Source organism: Ensifer sp. Root423 (assembly GCF_001426275.1).
Classification (GTDB): domain Bacteria; phylum Pseudomonadota; class Alphaproteobacteria; order Rhizobiales; family Rhizobiaceae; genus Ensifer; species Ensifer adhaerens.
Window position 1 is genome coordinate 86229 of record NZ_LMEG01000016.1, and the last position, 18146, is coordinate 104374.

The window sequence follows — 18146 nt, forward strand, 5'->3', positions numbered from 1 at the left end:
CGACACCGACGGGCTCCGCATGTCGTAACGAAGCCAAGCATACGCGCGCTCCCTTATATATTCTCATCCGACTGTTTCGGCTATGAAAACCACTTCATCAAACCGTGCCATTGACGGTATAGAGGCTTGCGAGCGAGAGTTTTCGCAACGCACAACGATTCCACCTTCTAACGGAAACGCCTATGAACCAGTTCGATCTCATCGTTGTCGGAAGCGGACCTGCCGGCCGCCGCGGCGCCATCCAGGCAGCCAAGCTCGGCAAGAAGGTCCTCGTCATCGAACAGGGAAAACGCGTTGGCGGCGTTTCGGTTCACACCGGTACGATTCCCTCCAAGACGCTGCGCGAAACGGCGCTCAATCTTTCGGGCTGGCGCGAGCGCGGCTTTTACGGGCGCTCCTATCGCGTCAAGCAGGAGATCAGCGCCGATGACCTCCGGCAGCGGCTGATCATCACCCTCAATCATGAAGTCGAGGTTCTCGAACATCAGTTCGCGCGCAACCGCGTGCAGCAGATGCGCGGGAAAGCCAGCTTCGTCAATCCGACCACGCTCGAAGTCGTCAAGGACGACGGCGAGACCATGCTCGTGTCCGGCACCAGCATCATGCTTGCCGTCGGTACCAAGCCCTTCCGCCCGGATTACATGCCGTTCGACGGCAAGACTGTGCTCGACAGCGATGAACTGCTCGATATCGAGACCCTGCCGCGCTCCATGGTGGTGATCGGCGCCGGCGTCGTCGGCATCGAATACGCGACGATCTTCAGCGCGCTCGACACCCAGGTGACGGTGATCGATCCGAAGACGACGATGCTCGATTTCATCGACAAGGAAATCGTCGAAGACTTCATCTACCAGTTGCGCGACCGCAACATGAAACTGCACCTCGGGCAGAAGGCCGACACGGTGGAGCGGCTCGACGATGGTAAGGTGCTGCTGACGCTCGACAACGGCCGCAAGATCACAACCGACATGGTGCTCTTTGCCGCGGGCCGCATGGGCGCCACCGATACGCTGAACCTGCCCGCAGCCGGGCTCGAAGCCGACAACCGAGGGCGCCTCAAGGTCAATCCCGAGACGTTCCAGACCTCCGTGCCCAACATCTATGCCGCCGGCGACGTCGTCGGCTTCCCGAGCCTCGCCTCAACCTCGATGGAACAGGGGCGCATCGCCGCCCGGGTCGCCATCGGCGCGATCGCGATGGAGCCGCAGAAATACTTCCCCTACGGCATCTACGCCGTGCCTGAGATCTCCACCTGCGGTCTCTCGGAAGAAGAGGTCAAGGAACGCGGCATCCCCTACGAATGCGGCATCGCCCGCTTCCGCGAGACCTCGCGCGGCCACATCATGGGGCTCGATTCCGGCCTGTTGAAGATGATCTTCTCGCTGAAGACCCGCCGCCTGCTCGGCGTGCATATCATCGGCGAAGGCGCGACAGAACTAGTGCATATCGGCCAGGCCGTGCTGAACCTCAAGGGCACGGTCGAGTACTTCGTCGAAAACACCTTCAACTACCCGACGCTGGCCGAGGCCTACAAGATCGCCGGCCTCGACGCCTGGAACCGTATGGGCGAGATCAAGCAGGAAGCGCCGAAAGCGTAAGCATCCAGCGACAGAGCTGACCGCCGTCAACGCTGACGGCGGCGGCCACGTGCCTGGAGGGCAACGATTTTGGTTCCGCGTTGCCGAACCGATCTCTCCGGGTTTGCCATCCCGCAGACCGCATCCGAAGTGCGCAGGACGCCGGCGAATCGGCTAGCTTCACCTCTCCCGATCAAGAGAGCCGAACACCATGCGCATCCTTTCGCTCAATGCCTGGGGCGGCAAGCTCCATTCGCCCTTGATGAAATATCTCGCCGATGTCGACGCCGATGTCCTGTGCCTGCAGGAGGTCGCACGATCACCGACGACCGAGGCCGAATGGCTGAGCTATCGCGATGCGGATGTGGAACTGCCGCAACGCGCCAACCTCTTCGACGAGATCGCCGCAGTACTACCGGGACATGATGGATTCTTCTGCCCGACCGCGCGAGGGACGCTCTTTTCTGGAGACACGCCCGTGGCATCGGAATTCGGTCTGGCAACATTCGTTCGGCGGGGCTATTCCGTCATCGGCCAGGCCCTCGGTTTTGTGCATGGCAGTTTTTCGCCCGACAGCTGGGGGCCGCATCCGCGTGCGCGCAACGCCCATTGCATTCGCCTGTTCGATCACGACGCCGGCACTCCCATCACCATCGCGCAGATGCACGGCCTGCGGGAGGTCGGCGGCAAGAACGACAGTCCAGCACGCCGCGCGCAGGCGGAGGCGCTGGTAGGTCTCGTCCACCAGGTCTGGCCCGGAGACGAGCGGCTTGTCGTGTGCGGTGATTTCAATGTGCTCCCCGACAGCCAAACGTTTCAGACGCTCGGCCAGTTGGGGCTCGTCGACCTCGTCGTTTCCCGCGGCCACACGGACACGCGCACGTCGCACTATCTAAAGAGCGGCCGCTTTGCCGATTACATGCTGGCAAACGGTGCAGTCAGCGTCGCTCGCTTCGATGTCGTCGCAGAGCCCGAAGTCTCCGACCATCGCGCCCTCCTCCTCGACGCTTAGCGCGCCGCGGGTTTCACTGAGCCACGAAGTCCGCTCTGGCTGAATCAAGCAGCATGCTCTCGGCCAGCGCTGGACGAAGAGCTCGCCTCCCGCAACGAAAAAGGCCCTGCCGCAAGCGGCAGGGCCTTTCGATTCCTAAGGCTTCGATCCGATTACTCGGCGCTGTCGTCAGCGGCCTTCTTCTTGGCCGGAGCCTTCTTCTTCGGAGCAGCGGCTTCTTCGCCTTCCGTGGCTTCAGCCTTGGCGGCGGCCTTCTTCTTGGCCGGAGCCTTCTTGGCAGCCTTGCCTTCAGTCTCTTCGTCGTCAGCCGTCAGCTCTTCCTTGGAAACCGTCTTGTCGGTTACCGAGATTTCGCCGAGCAGGTGGTCGACGACCTTTTCTTCGAACAGCGGAGCGCGCAGCGAAGCAGCAGCGCCGGGGGTGTTCTTGAAGTAGTCGAGGATCTGCTTCTCCTGGCCCGGGAACTGGCGGAGCTGTTCGAACAGCGAACGCTGCAGTTCGTCGTCGCTGACCTGAACGCCGGCCTTTTCACCGATTTCCGAGAGAACGAGGCCGAGGCGAACGCGACGCTCAGCGAGCTTGCGGTATTCAGCGCGGGCTTCTTCTTCGGTGGTTTCTTCGTCAGCGAAGGTCTTGCCGGCCTGCTGCAGGTCGGTGTTGATCTGGCGCCAGATGTTTTCGAATTCGGCCTCGACGAGGCGCTCCGGCGTTTCGAACTGGTAGAGTTCGTCGAGCTGGTCGAGGATCTGACGCTTGACCTTCTGACGGGTCAGGTTGCCGTACTGGCTTTCGATCTGGCCGCGGACGATTTCCTTCAGCTTGTCAGCCGATTCGAGGCCGAGCTTGGTGGCCAGTTCGTCGTTGATTTCGATGTCCTGGGCGCCAGCCACGTCCTTGACGGTGATGTCGAAGGTGGCTTCCTTGCCAGCAAGGTTTGCAGCCGGGTATTCAGCCGGGAAAGTCACGGTGATGACCTTCTCGTCGCCAGCCTTCAGGCCAACGAGCTGCTCTTCGAAGCCCGGGATGAAACGGTTGGAACCGAGAACCAGCTCAGCGTCCTCGTCCTTGCCGCCGTCGAAGGCGACGCCGTCGACCTTGCCGAGGTAATCGATGGTGACGCGGTCGCCGTTGGCGGCCTTGCCCTTCTTCGATTCGTAGCTGCGGGCGCTTTCGGCGATCTTCAGGATCTGCTCGTTGACTTCGTCTTCAGCGATCTCGACGACTTCGCGGGTCACCTTGATGCCGCTGACGTCCTTGAGTTCGATCGCCGGGATGATTTCGTAGGCAACGGTGAACTCGAGGTCGGCCTGAGCGTTGAGGATCTTGTCGGCTTCGGCCTCGTCCTCGGTCATCGCGATTTCCGGCTGGGTGGCCGACTTTTCGCCACGGCCCGACAGGATCTCGGTCGGCTTGTCGCGAACGATCTCGTTGACCAGGTCAGCCATGATCGACTTGCCGTAGACCTTCTTCAGATGCGCAACCGGCACCTTGCCGGGACGGAAGCCGTTGATCTTCACACGGTCCTTCACTTCGGCCAGACGCTCGTTCATCCGAGCTTCCATGTCCTTGGCCGGGATAACGACCTTGAGTTCGCGCTTCAGCCCTTGAGCGAGCGTTTCGATAACCTGCATGTTCAAACCTTCATTTCACGTTGACTGTGCTCTTCCCCTTCGAAAGGTCTGGCGAGCACGTGAGCCGATCCATTTGCCGGGAGTGGCTTTACGCAGTTCTGCAACCGTTTTGCAAGCAAAATGGCACTCCAGCCCCCCTCATCCTCGCAGAATCCGGACTTTGGGCGCGATCGCTGATCTGGTGCGGGTAGAGAGACTTGAACTCCCACGCCTTACGGCACCAGAACCTAAATCTGGCGTGTCTACCAATTTCACCATACCCGCGTTCAGACAATCGCACCGCCTGACCGTATTCCCGCAAGACCAACCAGCGGAATACCGCGGATAGAATGGGCATGCTGAAAGTTCAGGGCTTTCCCGAGCGCGGCGTCTCTATATCACTCGTTTTCGCGGGATCAAAGGGAAAATGCGGGAATTCCACGACCAAGCCGGTTGGCACGGCGTGCCTCAATAGAGAGGCTCCTCGTAGACCGGGCTGCCATTGACTGCGATCTCGCGGATCTGGGCCTTTCCCTTGGCGTCCACGCGGATATTGACGGAGAGCGCCTCGGCGTTGCGCGCCTCCTCCAGCGTCCGCCCCTCGCCTTCCGGCACATAGAAACGCTCGATCCCGTATTCTACATTGACGGACGAGAGCGCAGACGAGGGATAGTAGGTAAATGGCAGAGAGCGAAGGACGACGCTGTCGCCGGCAGGGCTAAGCGGCGCGAAGGACGCTTCGGTCGCCGCCCAAAAGCCGTCGAGCTGCCTTTCCAGCCGAACGTAGACCTTAGCCTCTTCCGACTGCTTCGGTGTATCGCCCTTGAACAATTCCGGCTGGAGCCTTGAAATGTCGTAGCTCAAGATCACGTAGTCGCCCCGAAGCAGATCGCGGGGATCGACAGGCACGGTCTTCAACAGCACGTCACGGCCGCTTCTGAGGATCGAGGCCCTGCTCTCGATCATATAGCCAAGTGCCGCCGTCTGTACGCCCGCAACCAGCAGGGCCGCCAGCAATGGGTTCAACCAACGGGTCTTTGCGGTGGTCATCGTGGCGCCTCCGTCCCGCGCGCATTCGCCAAGTGCCCCTCGATGCGGATGACGAGCCAGGCGATGCCGGCAACCACCAATCCGGAGATCAGGAAGAAACCGGAGGTGCCGAGCATGGAGCCGAGGGTTTCGAAGGCGAGATAGAGAAGCTCACCGGCAAAGGCGACGTAGCCGAGATAGCGCACGGCGCCGTTCTGCGCCCCGGCAAGCGCGATCCCAAGGAGGGCCACCAGCAGCGTGCCCGCCCCGGTCGCGACCTCCGTTGTCACTCCGACGGCTTCGAATTGAAGAGCGGTAAAACCGAGCAAGGCGAGCGCGAAGGAATAGAAAGCGGGTGCCGAACCGGCATCGACCGCCAGGGCGCGAAGCGGAGAGCCTGGCAGCGTCGCCGCCAGAAAGGCCACGAGGCCGAACGCCGCAAGGCCACCTGCAAAGGCAAGCGACGCGTTGTCGAGGTAAAGCCAGGCCAGCCACGACAGGACCAGCAGATAGGCGAGATGACGGGCCCGGTCGGCGGCCGTGAAGCGCACCAGCAGAACGACGATCACCGCGAGCGCCGGAACGGACCACACGCGCCAGTCCGGCGTGGCGCCGAACCCATTGTCCTGCAGCACCGTTCCGAAATAGAACCAGGCAAGCCCACCCGCAACTGCGGTCATTGCTGCTGAGCGAAATGCCAGGGCAGTGAGGACGGCGCCGGCAAACCACAGCAACGCGGCATCGGCCGCGTCACCCGACAGGTGATACATCTGCCCGATCAGCGCGATGCCGCCCCCAAAGGCGGCCACCCCCAGAACGAGGGCCGCTGCGGCAAGCGTCGTGCGGCCGGTCTGGGTCAGCCAGGCAGCGGCGAAATGAAAGCCCCAGACCAGAGCGACGATGCCGGCCACCCGCGCAAGGCGTGGCAGCGCCTCCCAGTTGGCGGCGACAAGCAGCAGGATTGAGGCGGACAACAGGAGTGCGGCGAGAATGAGCAGGACGCGCCCTGCCCGGAACGTGGACTCGCGACCGTCATATTCGGCCAGCATTGCGCGTGCTGCATTCTCCTGCAGCAGCCCCTTATCCATCCAGTGCTTGAAGTCTCGTTCGAGACGCGCGCGGTACATCCTGCCCCCAGCCTAGAATCCGATGCTTGAAATGGTCCGGTTCAGCTCCCAACTAATCACGTATCGGCGCGGAAACACAATCGCTCACTCGCGACTGCGCACCAAACCGATGAGGACGAACGAACGGCTTGCGCAATGCGCATATCTTCCATGCAGATATTGCACTGCACAAATCGATTTAAAGGTCCTATATTCAAAACATCAAAGGCGAACGAAGGCATGAAGCCAGACGGTCGCCAGCGGAAATGGCCAGCCGCCTCAGTTTGCTGAGAAAGGCCCGGGTAAAACCGACGGAATTCGGACGAGCGCACTCCTCCTCCCAGCGCTCTTCCGATCAGATTGGCAACACTCCTCCTCCCAGTTGCCAATCACCCCTAATGACGCTCGCTGGACCTCCTCCCCCAGCGGGCGTTATTCTTTTCAGCCTCCTCTCCACAAAGAAGCCTGCGTCTGCGCACCTGCACAATATTCGTGCATAAATTCGCTGCGCTCGCCCCGCGCCATGCACTGGATGCATAGGTGCCATTCTGGAACAGCGCTACCCTTCCACCCGCCTGCGTACTATCTTCAACTCATCGATCGGGGCGGCGCACTCCTCCTCCCAGCGCCCCTCGATTTGGATCGGCGACACTCCTCCTCCCGGTTGCCGATCGGAACAAAGCGACGCTCGCTGGATCTCCTCCCCCAGCGGGCGTTGTTTGTTTTTGGCCCTCACATTTCGGGCAGCTTTCCAGCCACGACAACTCGATTGCGCCGCGCGTTTTAGGCGCCAGCCGCGAACACGCCATCGCGTAGAGGCTTGCACGGCCTGCATGGGTGCGATGCAGCATTGTCTCTGTAACTTCTGCTCAAAAAGATTATATTTCAGAGCATCAGATGACGGCCAGCAAGAGAGATGAGCGCTGGCACACGACCCTAGAAAGGATAGGATCATGAACCTCGCACGTTCTTTCAACAATTGGCGCAAGTATCGTCAGACCTGCAACGAACTCGGCCGTATGACCGACCGCGAACTGTCTGACCTCGGCATCGGCCGTGGCGACATCCCGTACGTTGCTCGCCAGGCGATCAAGTAATTCAGGCAGCGCGTCAAGCGCAACCGACCTCCAAGTAAGACGCCCTCCGGTTCATTCCGGGGGGCGTTTTCTTTTGTCGCAGCGAGTACGATCCAGGTGACGCCTTCGCACTTGCGAGAGGCACCGGATGCTTCGCCATCTGCGACTGCCCATGCGGCCGAACCGCGTCCATCGACAGACGCTGCGTCCTTGCTCAGCATCGGCTCGTAAGTCCCTTTGAAAACAATCGCTTATCAACGGGCAATTAAGATTTTAATCAATCATTAATCGATGCCGCCTTTTGAAGCGGTGCCCATCTATGCGGCGATGCACTGCACAAATGCATAGCAGCTGCATTTTCTTTGCACTCCACCTTCTAATTAGACAAGCGTATAAGAACCTCAACGACGCAGACAGATGGCTGTCGCGACAACCTGATTTTGAGGAAATGACCATGAACCCGATTCGTATCGCAAAAAGCTGGATCAACTACCGCCGCACCGTCAGCGAGCTCGGCAACCTGTCGAACCACGCTCTCAATGACATCGGCATCACCCGTTACGACATCCGCAACATTGCGGCCCGTTCCTTCCGTTAATCGGAACGAACGACCAGGACTTCCAAGACGGCGCCTTCAGGGCGCCGTTTTCGTTTATAGGCGTTGGAACGAAAGGCCGAGCCGTGATAGGAAGCCGGCCATGAGCAAAGACACTTCTTCCCACTCCCCCATCCACGTCATCGGCGGCGGCCTTGCCGGATCGGAAGCCGCCTGGCAGATCGCCGAAGCCGGCGTACCGGTCATCCTGCATGAGATGCGCGGCGTGCGCGGCACTGACGCGCACAAGACCGACGGCCTTGCCGAACTCGTCTGTTCCAATTCCTTCCGCTCGGATGACGCGACCAGCAACGCGGTTGGCGTGCTGCATGCGGAAATGCGCCTTGCCGGCTCGCTGATCATGAAATCCGCCGACGCCAACCAGGTGCCTGCGGGCGGTGCGCTTGCGGTCGACCGTGACGGCTTCTCCGACGCGGTCAGCGCGGCGATCGCCGCTCATCCGCTGATCACGGTGGTGCGCGAAGAAGTCACCGGTCTGCCGCCGAAAGATTGGGATCTCGCCGTCATCGCGACCGGCCCGCTGACCGCACCCGGTCTTGCCGAAGCGATCCGCGCGGAAACGGGCGCCGATGCGCTCGCCTTCTTCGACGCCATCGCGCCGATCGTCTATACCGAGACGATCGACATGGACATCTGCTGGTTTCAGTCGCGCTACGACAAGGTCGGCCCCGGCGGAACCGGTAAGGACTATATCAACTGCCCGATGACCGAGGAGCAGTACAATGCCTTCGTCGATGCGTTGATCGCCGGCGACAAGACCGGCTTCAAGGAATGGGAAGGCACGCCCTATTTCGACGGCTGCCTGCCGATCGAGGTGATGGCGGAACGCGGCCGCGAGACGCTGCGCCACGGGCCTATGAAGCCGATGGGCCTCACCAATGCCCATAACCCCACCGTCAAGCCCTATGCCGTCGTACAGCTGCGCCAGGACAATGCGCTCGGCACGCTCTACAACATGGTCGGCTTCCAGACGAAGCTGAAGTATGGCGCTCAGGCCGAAGTCTTCCGCATGATTCCCGGCCTCGAGAATGCCGAATTCGCCCGTCTCGGCGGCCTGCACCGCAACACCTACATCAACTCGCCGACACTGCTCGACGGAACGCTGACGCTGAAGTCGCGGCCGGGCCTGCGCTTTGCCGGACAGATCACCGGCTGCGAAGGTTATGTCGAAAGCGCCAGCATTGGCCTGCTCGCTGGCCGCTTCGCCGCTGCCGAACGCAAGGGCGAGACTTTGGCGACCCCGCCGGCGACCACCGCCTTCGGCGCATTGCTCAACCACATCACCGGCGGCCACATCGTTTCCGACGATGAACCGGGCAAGCGCTCTTTCCAGCCGATGAACGTCAATTTCGGCCTGTTCCCGCCGCTCGATCCGGGCGCGATCACCAAGCCGGAAGGCGTCAAGCGCTTCCGTGGTAAGGAAAAGGCAGTCGCCAAGAAGCAGGCGACGGCGTCGCGCGCGCTCGCTGATTGCGCCGCCTGGCTCGGCAAGTCCGCCTGACAGGCGGACGCGCATTTGTTCCACGACAAAAGGCCCGCCTGCAGTGATGCAAGCGGGCCTTTTCTTATGGAAGAACGCGGTGAGAGCTACTCGGTCGCCTGTGCCGTATGCGGCGGCTCGGCGGCGGGCTGCTCGAACTCCGATTTCGGACTGAAGCTGCCGAGCAGCCAGAGCGAAACCTCGGCCGCCTCGCCGGCGCTCTGAAACTCGAAGTCGTTGTCGAGATAAGCAAAATCGGGGAAATGCACGATGAGGCCGCGGCCGGTCTCGGAGCTATTGACCCGAACCTTTCCGGGCTGGATCACGTGGCAGACATAGTGGGTGCCGTGCGACTGGATGAAGCCCGCCTTGCCGTCATGCAGCCGCAGGAAGATCGCCGTGCGGTCCGCCGTCGAGTGCAGCGCCCGGATCGCCTCGTCCGGAAAGGCACGCCCGAACTCCACCATCGCAGAGCCGGCATCGGGATTGTCCCAGTCCCGCTCGGCGCGGGCGTTCATCCACATGTAGAATGCGCCGACCAAGACGATGACGGCGATGAGCAATAACCAAAGCATCCGCGGGCGCTCCCCTTCGCTCGGCATGACGCCGATAAAGCGCTTCTATACGCTGCGAGGCTTGCGCCAATTTGTCGTCACGGCGTGTGCGTCCGCGCCAAAGCCCCGAGCAGACCGAACCTCTGACGTATCAGAAGCGGCGGCGCCGTGCCGCACGCCACATCCACCATTGCCGTTGCCATTGGGCCGGGCGGATGGGCTTCTGCAGAAGCCCGGCGCCCGCAGCCTCCGCGCGGTTGAGGATAGGCTCGACAAGCGCAAGCGGTATGAAGGCGGGGAAATTCGACGGCGCGATCGCTGCCATCTGCGCACGCGCCCTGGCGAGATGATCTCGCCCGAAGCCCGCGAAGGCCCGGATCGCCTGGCTGATCGCGGCGCTGTCTTGGCCGGCGATCAGCGTTTCGCGATCGAGACCGGTGGCGCGCAGCAGTTCGGCCGGCAGGTAGACCTGGCCACGGCGCAAATGCAGCGGCAACAGCATGAGGAGGCCCGCGACCGTCTGCGCGACACCGCCGTGACCGGCGACTTCGGCCGATTTCGCGGCATTCTCTGGATCAAGGACCAGGGATGAGAGCTGGATCAGCGCCGAGGCGGTCTCGCCGGCATAGCCCTCGAGCGCCGAACGGTCTTCCATCGGATCGTCGTAGAGATCGAAGATCCGGGCATCGATCATGTTCTCGAACACGGAGACCGGCAGCCGATGCGCGCGAATGCAGCCAAGGAGCGCTTCAGCGAGCGGATGCCCTTCTCCGGTCGACGCGTCGTTGCCGATGAGGTCCCGCCACCATTGCATGCGGATCTCACCGGGGATCGGCTCGTGCACGAGATCGCGGATGCGGGCGATCTCCCCACTGAAGGCATAGAGTGCGGCAAGCGCGGGCTGCTTGTCGGCAGGCGCAAGCAGGCAGGCGAGATAGCGGTCGCGGTCCGTGTCCCGCAGGTCAGCCAGAATCTGGGCAGAATTGTCGTGCACGTCGTCTTCCCCAAGCCCGATCAGACCGCGATCAGTGCGACGGCGACTGCGCGCGATTCGGCCAGCATCACATTGTAGGTGCGGACAGCGGCCCCGGTGCTCATGGGATCCGACGATATGTTGGCGGCGCGTAAAGCTGTCTTCACATCGGCCGGCAGCGGGCGAATGTCCTTGCCGGTGCCGACCAGCAGCACCTCAATGTCCTTCGCCTCATCAACGACCTTGTAGAACTTCTCGACCGTCAGCGCATCGCCCTCCGCGACGTCCCATGCATAGACGCCCGAGGGCAGCATCAGGATCGAGCCACGATGCGACATGTCTGCGAAGCGAAAGCCACCATTGCCGTAGGCATCGATGGGCGCACGTCCCGGAAAATGGGCTTCGCGAATTTCAATTCCCTTTGGCATTTCAAACAGCACCCTTTGCCGCGCCCGCCGCACCCGTATCCGCGCCGGAGGCGTTCTCGTCCCCCGGAATGTGGTCGGTGCGCTTTCTGAAGAGGATGAGGATCGGCCCGGCGATGTAAATGGACGAGATCGTTCCGACGATAACGCCAAACAGCATTGTAACACTGAAGGCGCGGATAAGGCCGCCACCGAAGAGATAAAGCGCTGTCAGTGCCAGAACGGTCGTCAGCGCTGTCAGGATGGTGCGCGACAGTGTCTGGTTGATCGACGTATCGATCAGCACCGACAACGGCATGCGCTTGTAGCGTGCAAGGTTTTCGCGGATGCGATCGTAGATGACGACCGTGTCGTTCAGCGAGTAGCCGACGATCGTCAGAACCGCGGCAATGCTGCCGAGATTGAACTCGATGCCGGTCAGCACGAGGAAACCGATCGTCAGCAGGACGTCGTGCGTCGTGGCAATGATCGCGCCGACGGCGAAGCGCCACTCGAAGCGCAGCCACACATAGAGCAGGATAGCCAGGAACGAAACAGCAAGCCCGATAGTGCCGGCGCGTGTGAGTTCGCCGGATACGACGGGGCCGACCACCTCGACGCGGCGGAAATCATACTCGTCCGAAAGTTCCGACCGGATGACGCCGGCGGCCGTCTGCTCGGCGTTGTCTCCCGCCTCCTGCGACGGTACCCGCACCAGAACGTCCTCGCCCGAGCCGAGCTGCTGCACCTGGACCTCGCCGAAATTCAGCTCGTCGAGGCGCGCCCGAAGATCGGCGACATCGACCGGTCCGCCTTTGGAATGCAGCTCGATGATCGAGCCGCCCTTGAAGTCGACGCCGAGATTGAGCCCGATGCCGGCAAGCAGCAGGACGGAGGCGAGCGACAGCGCCGCCATCAGGATGAAGACCGGGTTGCGGATCCGCATGAAGCGGATATCCAGGTCGCTGAAGCGGCCGGTCCGAATACCCTTCGGCAAGCGTTCCGACTTCCATTGGCGCAGCCAGCGCTTCACGATCAGGCGGGTGACCGTGTAAGCGGTGAAGAGCGTCGTCACGCTACCGATCGCAAGCGTAACGGCAAAGCCGCGCACCGATCCGGAGCCAAGATAAAAGAGGATGGCGCTCGCAATCAGCATCGTCAGGTTGGCATCGAAGATGCTGCTGAAGACACGCGAAAAGGCGTTGTTGATGGTGCGCCGCAGCGGCTCGGCGCCGCGAACCTCTTCACGCAGGCGCTCGTAGATCAGCACGTTCGAATCCACGGCCACGCCGATCGTCAGAATGATGCCGGCAATGCCCGGAAGGGTCAGCGTCGCGCCCGAAAGGGAAAGCGCCGCGATAATCAGGACAATGTTCAGGGCGAGCGCAATGACCGCAAAGACGCCGAAGACGCCGTAGAAAAAGATCATCGATGCGGCGACTGCGACAGCCGCAACCAGACCCGCCTTCAGGCCGTCTGCGATGGCGTCGCCACCGACGCCGGGGCCGACCGTTCGCTCTTCGACGAAGGTCAGGGGCGTCGCGAGCGGCCCTGTGCGCACGAGAGCGGCAAGGTCGGTCGCACCTTCGGTCGGCAGGTCTGCGGAGATGCGCAAGGTGTCGCTGTTGACAGCCTCCGACAGCTTGAGCGTCGCGATGACCTGTCCATCGAGAACGATCGCTGCATCCTTTGGCGGCTGCTGCGCCGCAAGGGCGGCAACACGCTGCTGCGAAGCGGTATCGATCTTGATGGCGACCGACGCGCTTTCGCCGGAAGCATCAGGTTCCGGCTGGGCTGCAACAAAATTCGCCGCTGCAAGCAGCGGTGCCTTTTCGACGAGATAGGGCACTGGCGGGTCGTCGAAGGAATATAGGACTTCCGTGCCGGACGGAGGCTGGCCCTCCACGGCGCGTTGCACGGGCACGGAGGTATCCAGCATCCGCAGGGCCAGGTTGGCCCTTTGGCTGAGCAGATCCTTCAACCGCTGCGGATCGCCGAGGCCAGGCACCTGCACGATCAGCCGGTCATCGCCACGGCGCTGGATCAGCGGCTCGATGGCGCCAACTTCGGCGACGCGGCGGCGCACGACGTCGATGGACTGCGCCACGGCCAGCGAGAGCCGGTAGTCGATGCCTTCGTCCGTGAGGCGCAGGCGAACCAGTTCATCCGGTTCTGCACTGTCGAACACGACCTCGGAAATCGGCTCGGAGCCGAACCCCCCGATATCGACGGGCGCCGTCAGCGGCCTCAGCCGCTCGCGAGCGGCAGAGAGTTGCGACCGGTCGCGAACGCGGAAGGCGATCGACTGGCCTTCGCCGGAAAGGCCGATATAGGCGATGTCGGCATCGCGCAGCGATTTGCCGACCTCGTTGGCGATCGTCTCGAGCCGTTCAGCGACGATGTCGCTGCGCGCCGCCCGCAGCATGAAATGGGAGCCACCCTGGAGATCGAGCCCGAGCGCCACCTGGCGATGGGGCAGCCAAGACGGAAGTTCGGCTGCCTCTTCCCGGCTTAGAACGTTCGGCAGCGCAAAGGCGATGCCGGCAAGTGCCACCAACCAGACGAGGATACGTTTCAACGGCGGTAATCTGCGCATGCCTCAAACGCTCCAGTTGCTCGGCTGGTGGTGGCTGTTCCTGCCTTATTCCTTGACAGGCTCGCCCTTGACGCGAACTTCCGACACGCCGCTGCGGACGACGCGGATCTTCACGCCATCGGCGATTTCGACTTCGAGTTCGCTGTCGTCAACGACCTTGGTGACCTTGCCGACGATGCCGCCACCGGTCACGACCTGGTCACCGCGACGGATGTTCTTCAGGAGTTCCTCGCGGCGCTTCATCTGAGCGCGCTGCGGACGGATGATCAGGAAATACATAACGACGAAAATCAGCAGGAACGGCAGGATGGACATGAGAATGTCCGCGCCGCCGGCGGAAGGGGCGCCGGCAGTCTGCGCAAAAGCTTCGGTAATGAACATCGATCACTCCTTGAGTTCAAATATCGGCGGTTCCTCCGCGCCAAATCGGCCGGAATATAGGGACGCCCCGCCGCTCTGCAAAGCCGCGGGCACCCGTACCCGTTCCTGTGCCTCTGACACAATTTACACAAGAGGAGAACCCCTCGCGCGGGCCTCGGTGACCTTTTCCAGCGTAAACCTGCGTGCTACCGGGTTTCTGGTGGGACCTGGCCGCGACGCGGTTACGGTAAACACCAGGGCCACGCCGCCTCGAATCATGACGGCACGGCCAAACACCTGATTCAGCGAGTGGAGAGAGACATATGCCGGAAGCCAAGATCGACGTTCTCATCAGGGAAATGCAGAAGCTTTCCGCGGCGATCGAGCGCATGGCCGGACCCGCCGCTGCAGCCAACGACTGGACCGCTGCCGAGTGCTTCGTCTGGGCCCCGGCGACACACCATCTGCAGCCGGTCGCCAAGCCGAACCGCATCGAACTGTCCCTGATCACCGGGGTCGACCATGTCCGTGACATCCTGCTCGACAACACGCTGCGTTTTGCCGAGGGCTACACGGCCAATAACGTGCTTCTCTGGGGCGCACGCGGCATGGGCAAATCCTCGCTGGTAAAATCGGTTCATGCGCAGGTTGCGCGCGACACCGGTGTTGCGGTCAAGCTGGTCGAGGTGCATCGCGAAGATATTGCCACACTTCCGGCGCTGATGGACATTCTGAAGTCGGCACCGGTCCCGGTTATCGTCTTCTGCGATGACCTGTCCTTCGATCACGACGATACGTCCTACAAGTCGCTGAAGGCCGTGCTCGACGGCGGCGTCGAGGGACGTCCTTCCAACGTGCTCCTTTACGCCACCTCGAACCGGCGCCACCTGCTGCCGCGGCATATGATGGAGAACGAGCAGTCGACCGCGATCAACCCGTCGGAAGCGGTCGAGGAGAAGGTTTCGCTGTCCGACCGTTTCGGCCTGTGGCTCGGCTTCCACAAGTGCAGCCAGGACGACTATCTGGCGATGATCGACGGCTATGCCGCGCACTATGGCTTCAAGCTCGATCGCGACACCTTGCACGCCGAAGCGCTGGAATGGGCAACGACCCGTGGCGCAAGGTCCGGCCGCGTCGCCTGGCAGTTCATCCAGGATCTCGCCGGCCGCCTGCGCCACAGGCTCGACGGGTAACCGGGCGCGTCGCGAACCGCACGCCTTACCGACATCCTGAAATAGAAAGCACCGCCTGCCCGAGAGGGCAAGCGGTGCAAACACCGGATCCGGATCGGCTTTGCGACCGATCGAGACTATTCGAGGAAGGTCGCCGGGTTTACCGCGGTGGCGTTCTTGCGCACCTCGAAGTGAACCTGCGGCTGGCTTGCCCGGCCGGTCATGCCCGAAGCAGCGAGCGTCTGGCCGCGCTGAACCTTCTGGCCGCGCTGAACCTTGAGTTCGGAAGCGTTACCATAAACCGTGACCGTGCCGTCGTCGTGGCGCACCAGGACGGCGTTGCCGAGTTCCTTCAGGCTGCTGCCCGAATAAATAACGACACCGTTTTCAGCCGCCTTGATCGGCGTGCCCTCGGGCACCGAGATGTTGATACCGTCGTTGCGGTTGCCGTCGACATTGGCGCCGTAGCCGGCGACGACTGCGCCGCGCACAGGCCAGCGGTACTTGCTGATGCCGGTCGACTTCGGAGAATCGTCGTCGATATCCGTCGTCTTGCTGGCGACTTCGCTGACGCTCTGCTTAGCAACCGGCGCCTGGTATTCAGCCGGCTTGTTCTTGTCGAGCGAGGCAACCTGCGGCTGCTCGGCCTTCTTGGGAACCGAGGCCGTCTTGAGCTGATCCGGAGCGGCACCATTTGCGCCCGGCAGCTGCAGCGTCTGGCCGACGCGGATCGATTCGGCCGTCAGGCCGTTTGCCTGCTTGAGGGCGGCAACGGATACGCCCGTCGTCTTGGCGATTCGGTTGAGCGAGTCGCCCGGCTTGACGGTGTAGGATCCACCGCCGGCGCCCTCGCCGTTCGTTGCCGGCTTGCCTGCAACGACGTCAGACTTGCCTTCACCCTTTTCGCGGGACTGGGCCGAACCCGGCAGGATCGCAACGTCGCGCTGGTTGACCGGCAGCGGCGACGGCTGGCGGCTGTTGCCATCGAGATCGGCGATCGAGTTCGTGGCTGCCGCCTTGGCAGCGCTACCTGCGACGCCGAAGGTCGGGATGACGAGACGCTGACCGGTCTCGACCTGCGCCGCGGACTGCAGACCGTTGGCCTTCAGGATTTCCTTTTCCGGGACACCAAAACGCTTGGAGAGAACGGCGACATTGTCACCCGGGCGAACCATGATCGTCGGAGCGTTCTGCGTCGTCCAGCCGCTCTTGCTTGCGGTTTCCTTGACCGTTGCGGGAAGCGTCTGCTGCGTGGCGAGTGCGGCCTGCTGGCGTGCTGCCGGGAACGGCTGGGCTTCAGCGCGCTGGTTTCCAGCAGCGCTCGGGTCAGCCAGAGTGGTGCGCTGAACGGAGATCGGGGTCGAGGCGACGCGGGCGTTGGATACGGGCGTGGAGGCCGTGTTTACCGGATCGTAGGCACCCTGCCCAGCTGCCGCCGGATAGGGCTGACCGAGGACTGAACCACGGTTATCAACCGGCGCTGCCGCCATCTGACCGACGGACACATCGCCGCGCGGGACCGGCGTTGCGTCTCGGGGGATGGAATTTGTGGTGATGTTGTCGGACCGGGAGAACAGGCCGTCAAACCGGCTTGCATCCGAACTGCAGCCTGTTGCGACGCCTGCCAGCAGGACCGCCACGCAAAGGCGGATCGTCGACTTTCCAACCCCGGGAGATACAAACTTACGCATGACGCTTACCCACTCCGAACGCAACTCGATGTGGATTGATTAAAGCGTATTAGAGTTACCGCGTGGTTAAGGCAGACCCCACCAAAGGACTAATTTGACCAAATGCTAACCATAGGTCGACCGTCGCCCGTCAAGGGCATGCTAGAGGCAGCGTCACAGCTGCCGCCCGAGCACGAGGAGCCTAGCGCTAGATCAGTTCGGAATAGAGGCGCTCGATCTCGGACACGGATCGCCGCTCCGTCTGGTCCTCTTCGTAGCTGATGCTCGTCAGGTCCCAGGCAAAAATCTGGCGACCGGCCGGCTGCGCCAGGGTTTCGGACTGCGCCGTCTTGTCTTCGTCGAGCAGGACGCTCACCAAAGTCTGGAACGCCGCGTCTCCGTCCGCACCGCTTGCTTCTTCATATTCGAGCGACCGCAGACCGGCCACCGCCGCCTCGCGTGTCCCGAAATAGCGCAAACTGTTCTGGTCCTCCGGACGAAGGCCGTCGTAGTAGTCGATGAAGTTCTTGTAATAGGCTTGGTGATCGCCGGAATCGAGAAACTTGCCGAAGGCCTGGTACTCGCGCGAGGCCAGTTGCGGCGACAGGCGGTTGTTCCATTCCTCGCGGGTGAGCGCCGGCTGGCCGTCGGATCCCTTCTTCGTCTGGCCTAGATAAAGCAGGGCATCGGCCGAAAGCGAGATGCGTGGCGTCGGATCAAAGAAGGTCGCGGCAAGCGCCTGCGCCGCCTGCTCATCCTTGCCCGCGGAATTCGTCTGGCCGGCATTGCGCCCGGCAAGATTGTTCAGCCCGTCGCCGGATGCTGCCGCCGTCAACCTGTTCGCGATCTGCATGTGCCGTCTCCGTACCTCGCGACCGGTGTCCGCCGACGTCGCAAGGCAAGCGACGACT

The 18146-nt window shown here is 62.3% G+C and carries 16 protein-coding genes and 1 tRNA gene; 6 read left to right on the top strand and 11 right to left on the bottom strand.

Annotated elements, in window-relative coordinates:
- Positions 1-182: 182 nt before the first annotated feature.
- Both sthA and ASD01_RS16790 read left to right on the top strand, forming a co-directional pair.
- Positions 183-1598 carry a Si-specific NAD(P)(+) transhydrogenase gene (gene sthA / locus ASD01_RS16785; RefSeq protein WP_034796590.1) on the top strand — a complete coding sequence of 472 codons (1416 nt, stop codon included), beginning with the start codon at positions 183-185 and terminating at the stop codon, positions 1596-1598.
- A gap of 190 nt (positions 1599-1788) precedes the next feature.
- Positions 1789-2589, top strand: coding sequence for an endonuclease/exonuclease/phosphatase family protein (locus ASD01_RS16790; RefSeq protein ID WP_060530026.1), 801 nt, complete (start codon positions 1789-1791; stop codon positions 2587-2589).
- Between the two features lie 152 nt (positions 2590-2741).
- Here the strand turns inward: ASD01_RS16790 and tig are convergent, their stop codons facing one another.
- From tig to ASD01_RS16810, 4 genes are all read right to left on the bottom strand, one after another.
- The gene (gene tig / locus ASD01_RS16795; protein WP_034796594.1) at positions 2742-4220 is read right to left on the bottom strand and encodes a trigger factor; all 1479 of its coding nucleotides are present in this window, start codon (positions 4218-4220) and stop codon (positions 2742-2744) included.
- A 179-nt stretch (positions 4221-4399) separates the two neighbouring features.
- Positions 4400-4484: transfer RNA gene (locus ASD01_RS16800), tRNA-Leu, on the bottom strand.
- 183 nt (positions 4485-4667) lie between these two features.
- A complete protein-coding gene (locus tag ASD01_RS16805; RefSeq protein ID WP_034796596.1) occupies positions 4668-5249 on the bottom strand; it encodes a GDYXXLXY domain-containing protein in 582 nt (193 codons plus the stop codon).
- Positions 5246-6355, bottom strand: coding sequence for a DUF2157 domain-containing protein (locus tag ASD01_RS16810; protein WP_034796598.1), 1110 nt, complete (start codon positions 6353-6355; stop codon positions 5246-5248). Before ASD01_RS16810 ends, ASD01_RS16805 begins: the two co-directional genes overlap by 4 nt.
- A gap of 932 nt (positions 6356-7287) precedes the next feature.
- Here ASD01_RS16810 and ASD01_RS34760 point away from each other — a divergent pair.
- From ASD01_RS34760 to trmFO, 3 genes are all read left to right on the top strand, one after another.
- Positions 7288-7431 (top strand): DUF1127 domain-containing protein, encoded by a 144-nt coding sequence (locus ASD01_RS34760; protein WP_064816990.1) that lies wholly within the window; start codon positions 7288-7290, stop codon positions 7429-7431.
- Between the two features lie 433 nt (positions 7432-7864).
- Positions 7865-8008, top strand: coding sequence for a DUF1127 domain-containing protein (locus tag ASD01_RS34765; protein WP_064816989.1), 144 nt, complete (start codon positions 7865-7867; stop codon positions 8006-8008).
- Positions 8009-8108: 100 nt separating this feature from the next.
- Positions 8109-9527, top strand: coding sequence for a methylenetetrahydrofolate--tRNA-(uracil(54)-C(5))-methyltransferase (FADH(2)-oxidizing) TrmFO (trmFO, locus tag ASD01_RS16815; RefSeq protein WP_034796601.1), 1419 nt, complete (start codon positions 8109-8111; stop codon positions 9525-9527).
- Between the two features lie 86 nt (positions 9528-9613).
- Here trmFO and ASD01_RS16820 read toward each other — a convergent pair whose 3' ends face one another.
- The 5 genes from ASD01_RS16820 to yajC form a co-directional block, all read right to left on the bottom strand.
- A complete protein-coding gene (locus ASD01_RS16820) occupies positions 9614-10081 on the bottom strand; it encodes a hypothetical protein (protein WP_034796603.1) in 468 nt (155 codons plus the stop codon).
- A gap of 130 nt (positions 10082-10211) precedes the next feature.
- Positions 10212-11054, bottom strand: a complete 843-nt coding sequence (locus ASD01_RS16825; protein ID WP_060644184.1) for a phytoene/squalene synthase family protein — start codon at positions 11052-11054, stop codon at positions 10212-10214.
- Between the two features lie 20 nt (positions 11055-11074).
- Positions 11075-11461, bottom strand: a complete 387-nt coding sequence (locus ASD01_RS16830) for an Mth938-like domain-containing protein (protein ID WP_034796607.1) — start codon at positions 11459-11461, stop codon at positions 11075-11077.
- A gap of 1 nt (position 11462) precedes the next feature.
- Positions 11463-14033, bottom strand: coding sequence for a protein translocase subunit SecDF (gene secDF, locus ASD01_RS16835; protein ID WP_034796609.1), 2571 nt, complete (start codon positions 14031-14033; stop codon positions 11463-11465).
- Positions 14034-14078: 45 nt separating this feature from the next.
- Positions 14079-14414, bottom strand: coding sequence for a preprotein translocase subunit YajC (gene yajC / locus ASD01_RS16840; RefSeq protein ID WP_034796611.1), 336 nt, complete (start codon positions 14412-14414; stop codon positions 14079-14081).
- Positions 14415-14716: 302 nt separating this feature from the next.
- On the opposite strand from yajC, the gene ASD01_RS16845 reads away from it, so the two are divergent.
- Entirely contained in the window at positions 14717-15586 is an 870-nt protein-coding gene (locus tag ASD01_RS16845) for an ATP-binding protein (RefSeq protein WP_034796613.1), read from the top strand.
- Positions 15587-15702: 116 nt separating this feature from the next.
- Here ASD01_RS16845 and ASD01_RS16850 read toward each other — a convergent pair whose 3' ends face one another.
- Together ASD01_RS16850 and ASD01_RS16855 are read right to left on the bottom strand one after the other, a co-directional pair.
- Positions 15703-17256 carry a LysM peptidoglycan-binding domain-containing M23 family metallopeptidase gene (locus ASD01_RS16850; protein WP_034796615.1) on the bottom strand — a complete coding sequence of 518 codons (1554 nt, stop codon included), beginning with the start codon at positions 17254-17256 and terminating at the stop codon, positions 15703-15705.
- Positions 17257-17443: 187 nt separating this feature from the next.
- Positions 17444-18088: a hypothetical protein gene (locus tag ASD01_RS16855; protein WP_034796617.1), complete on the bottom strand. Its 645-nt coding sequence runs from the start codon at positions 18086-18088 to the stop codon at positions 17444-17446.
- Between the last annotated feature and the right edge of the window lie 58 nt (positions 18089-18146).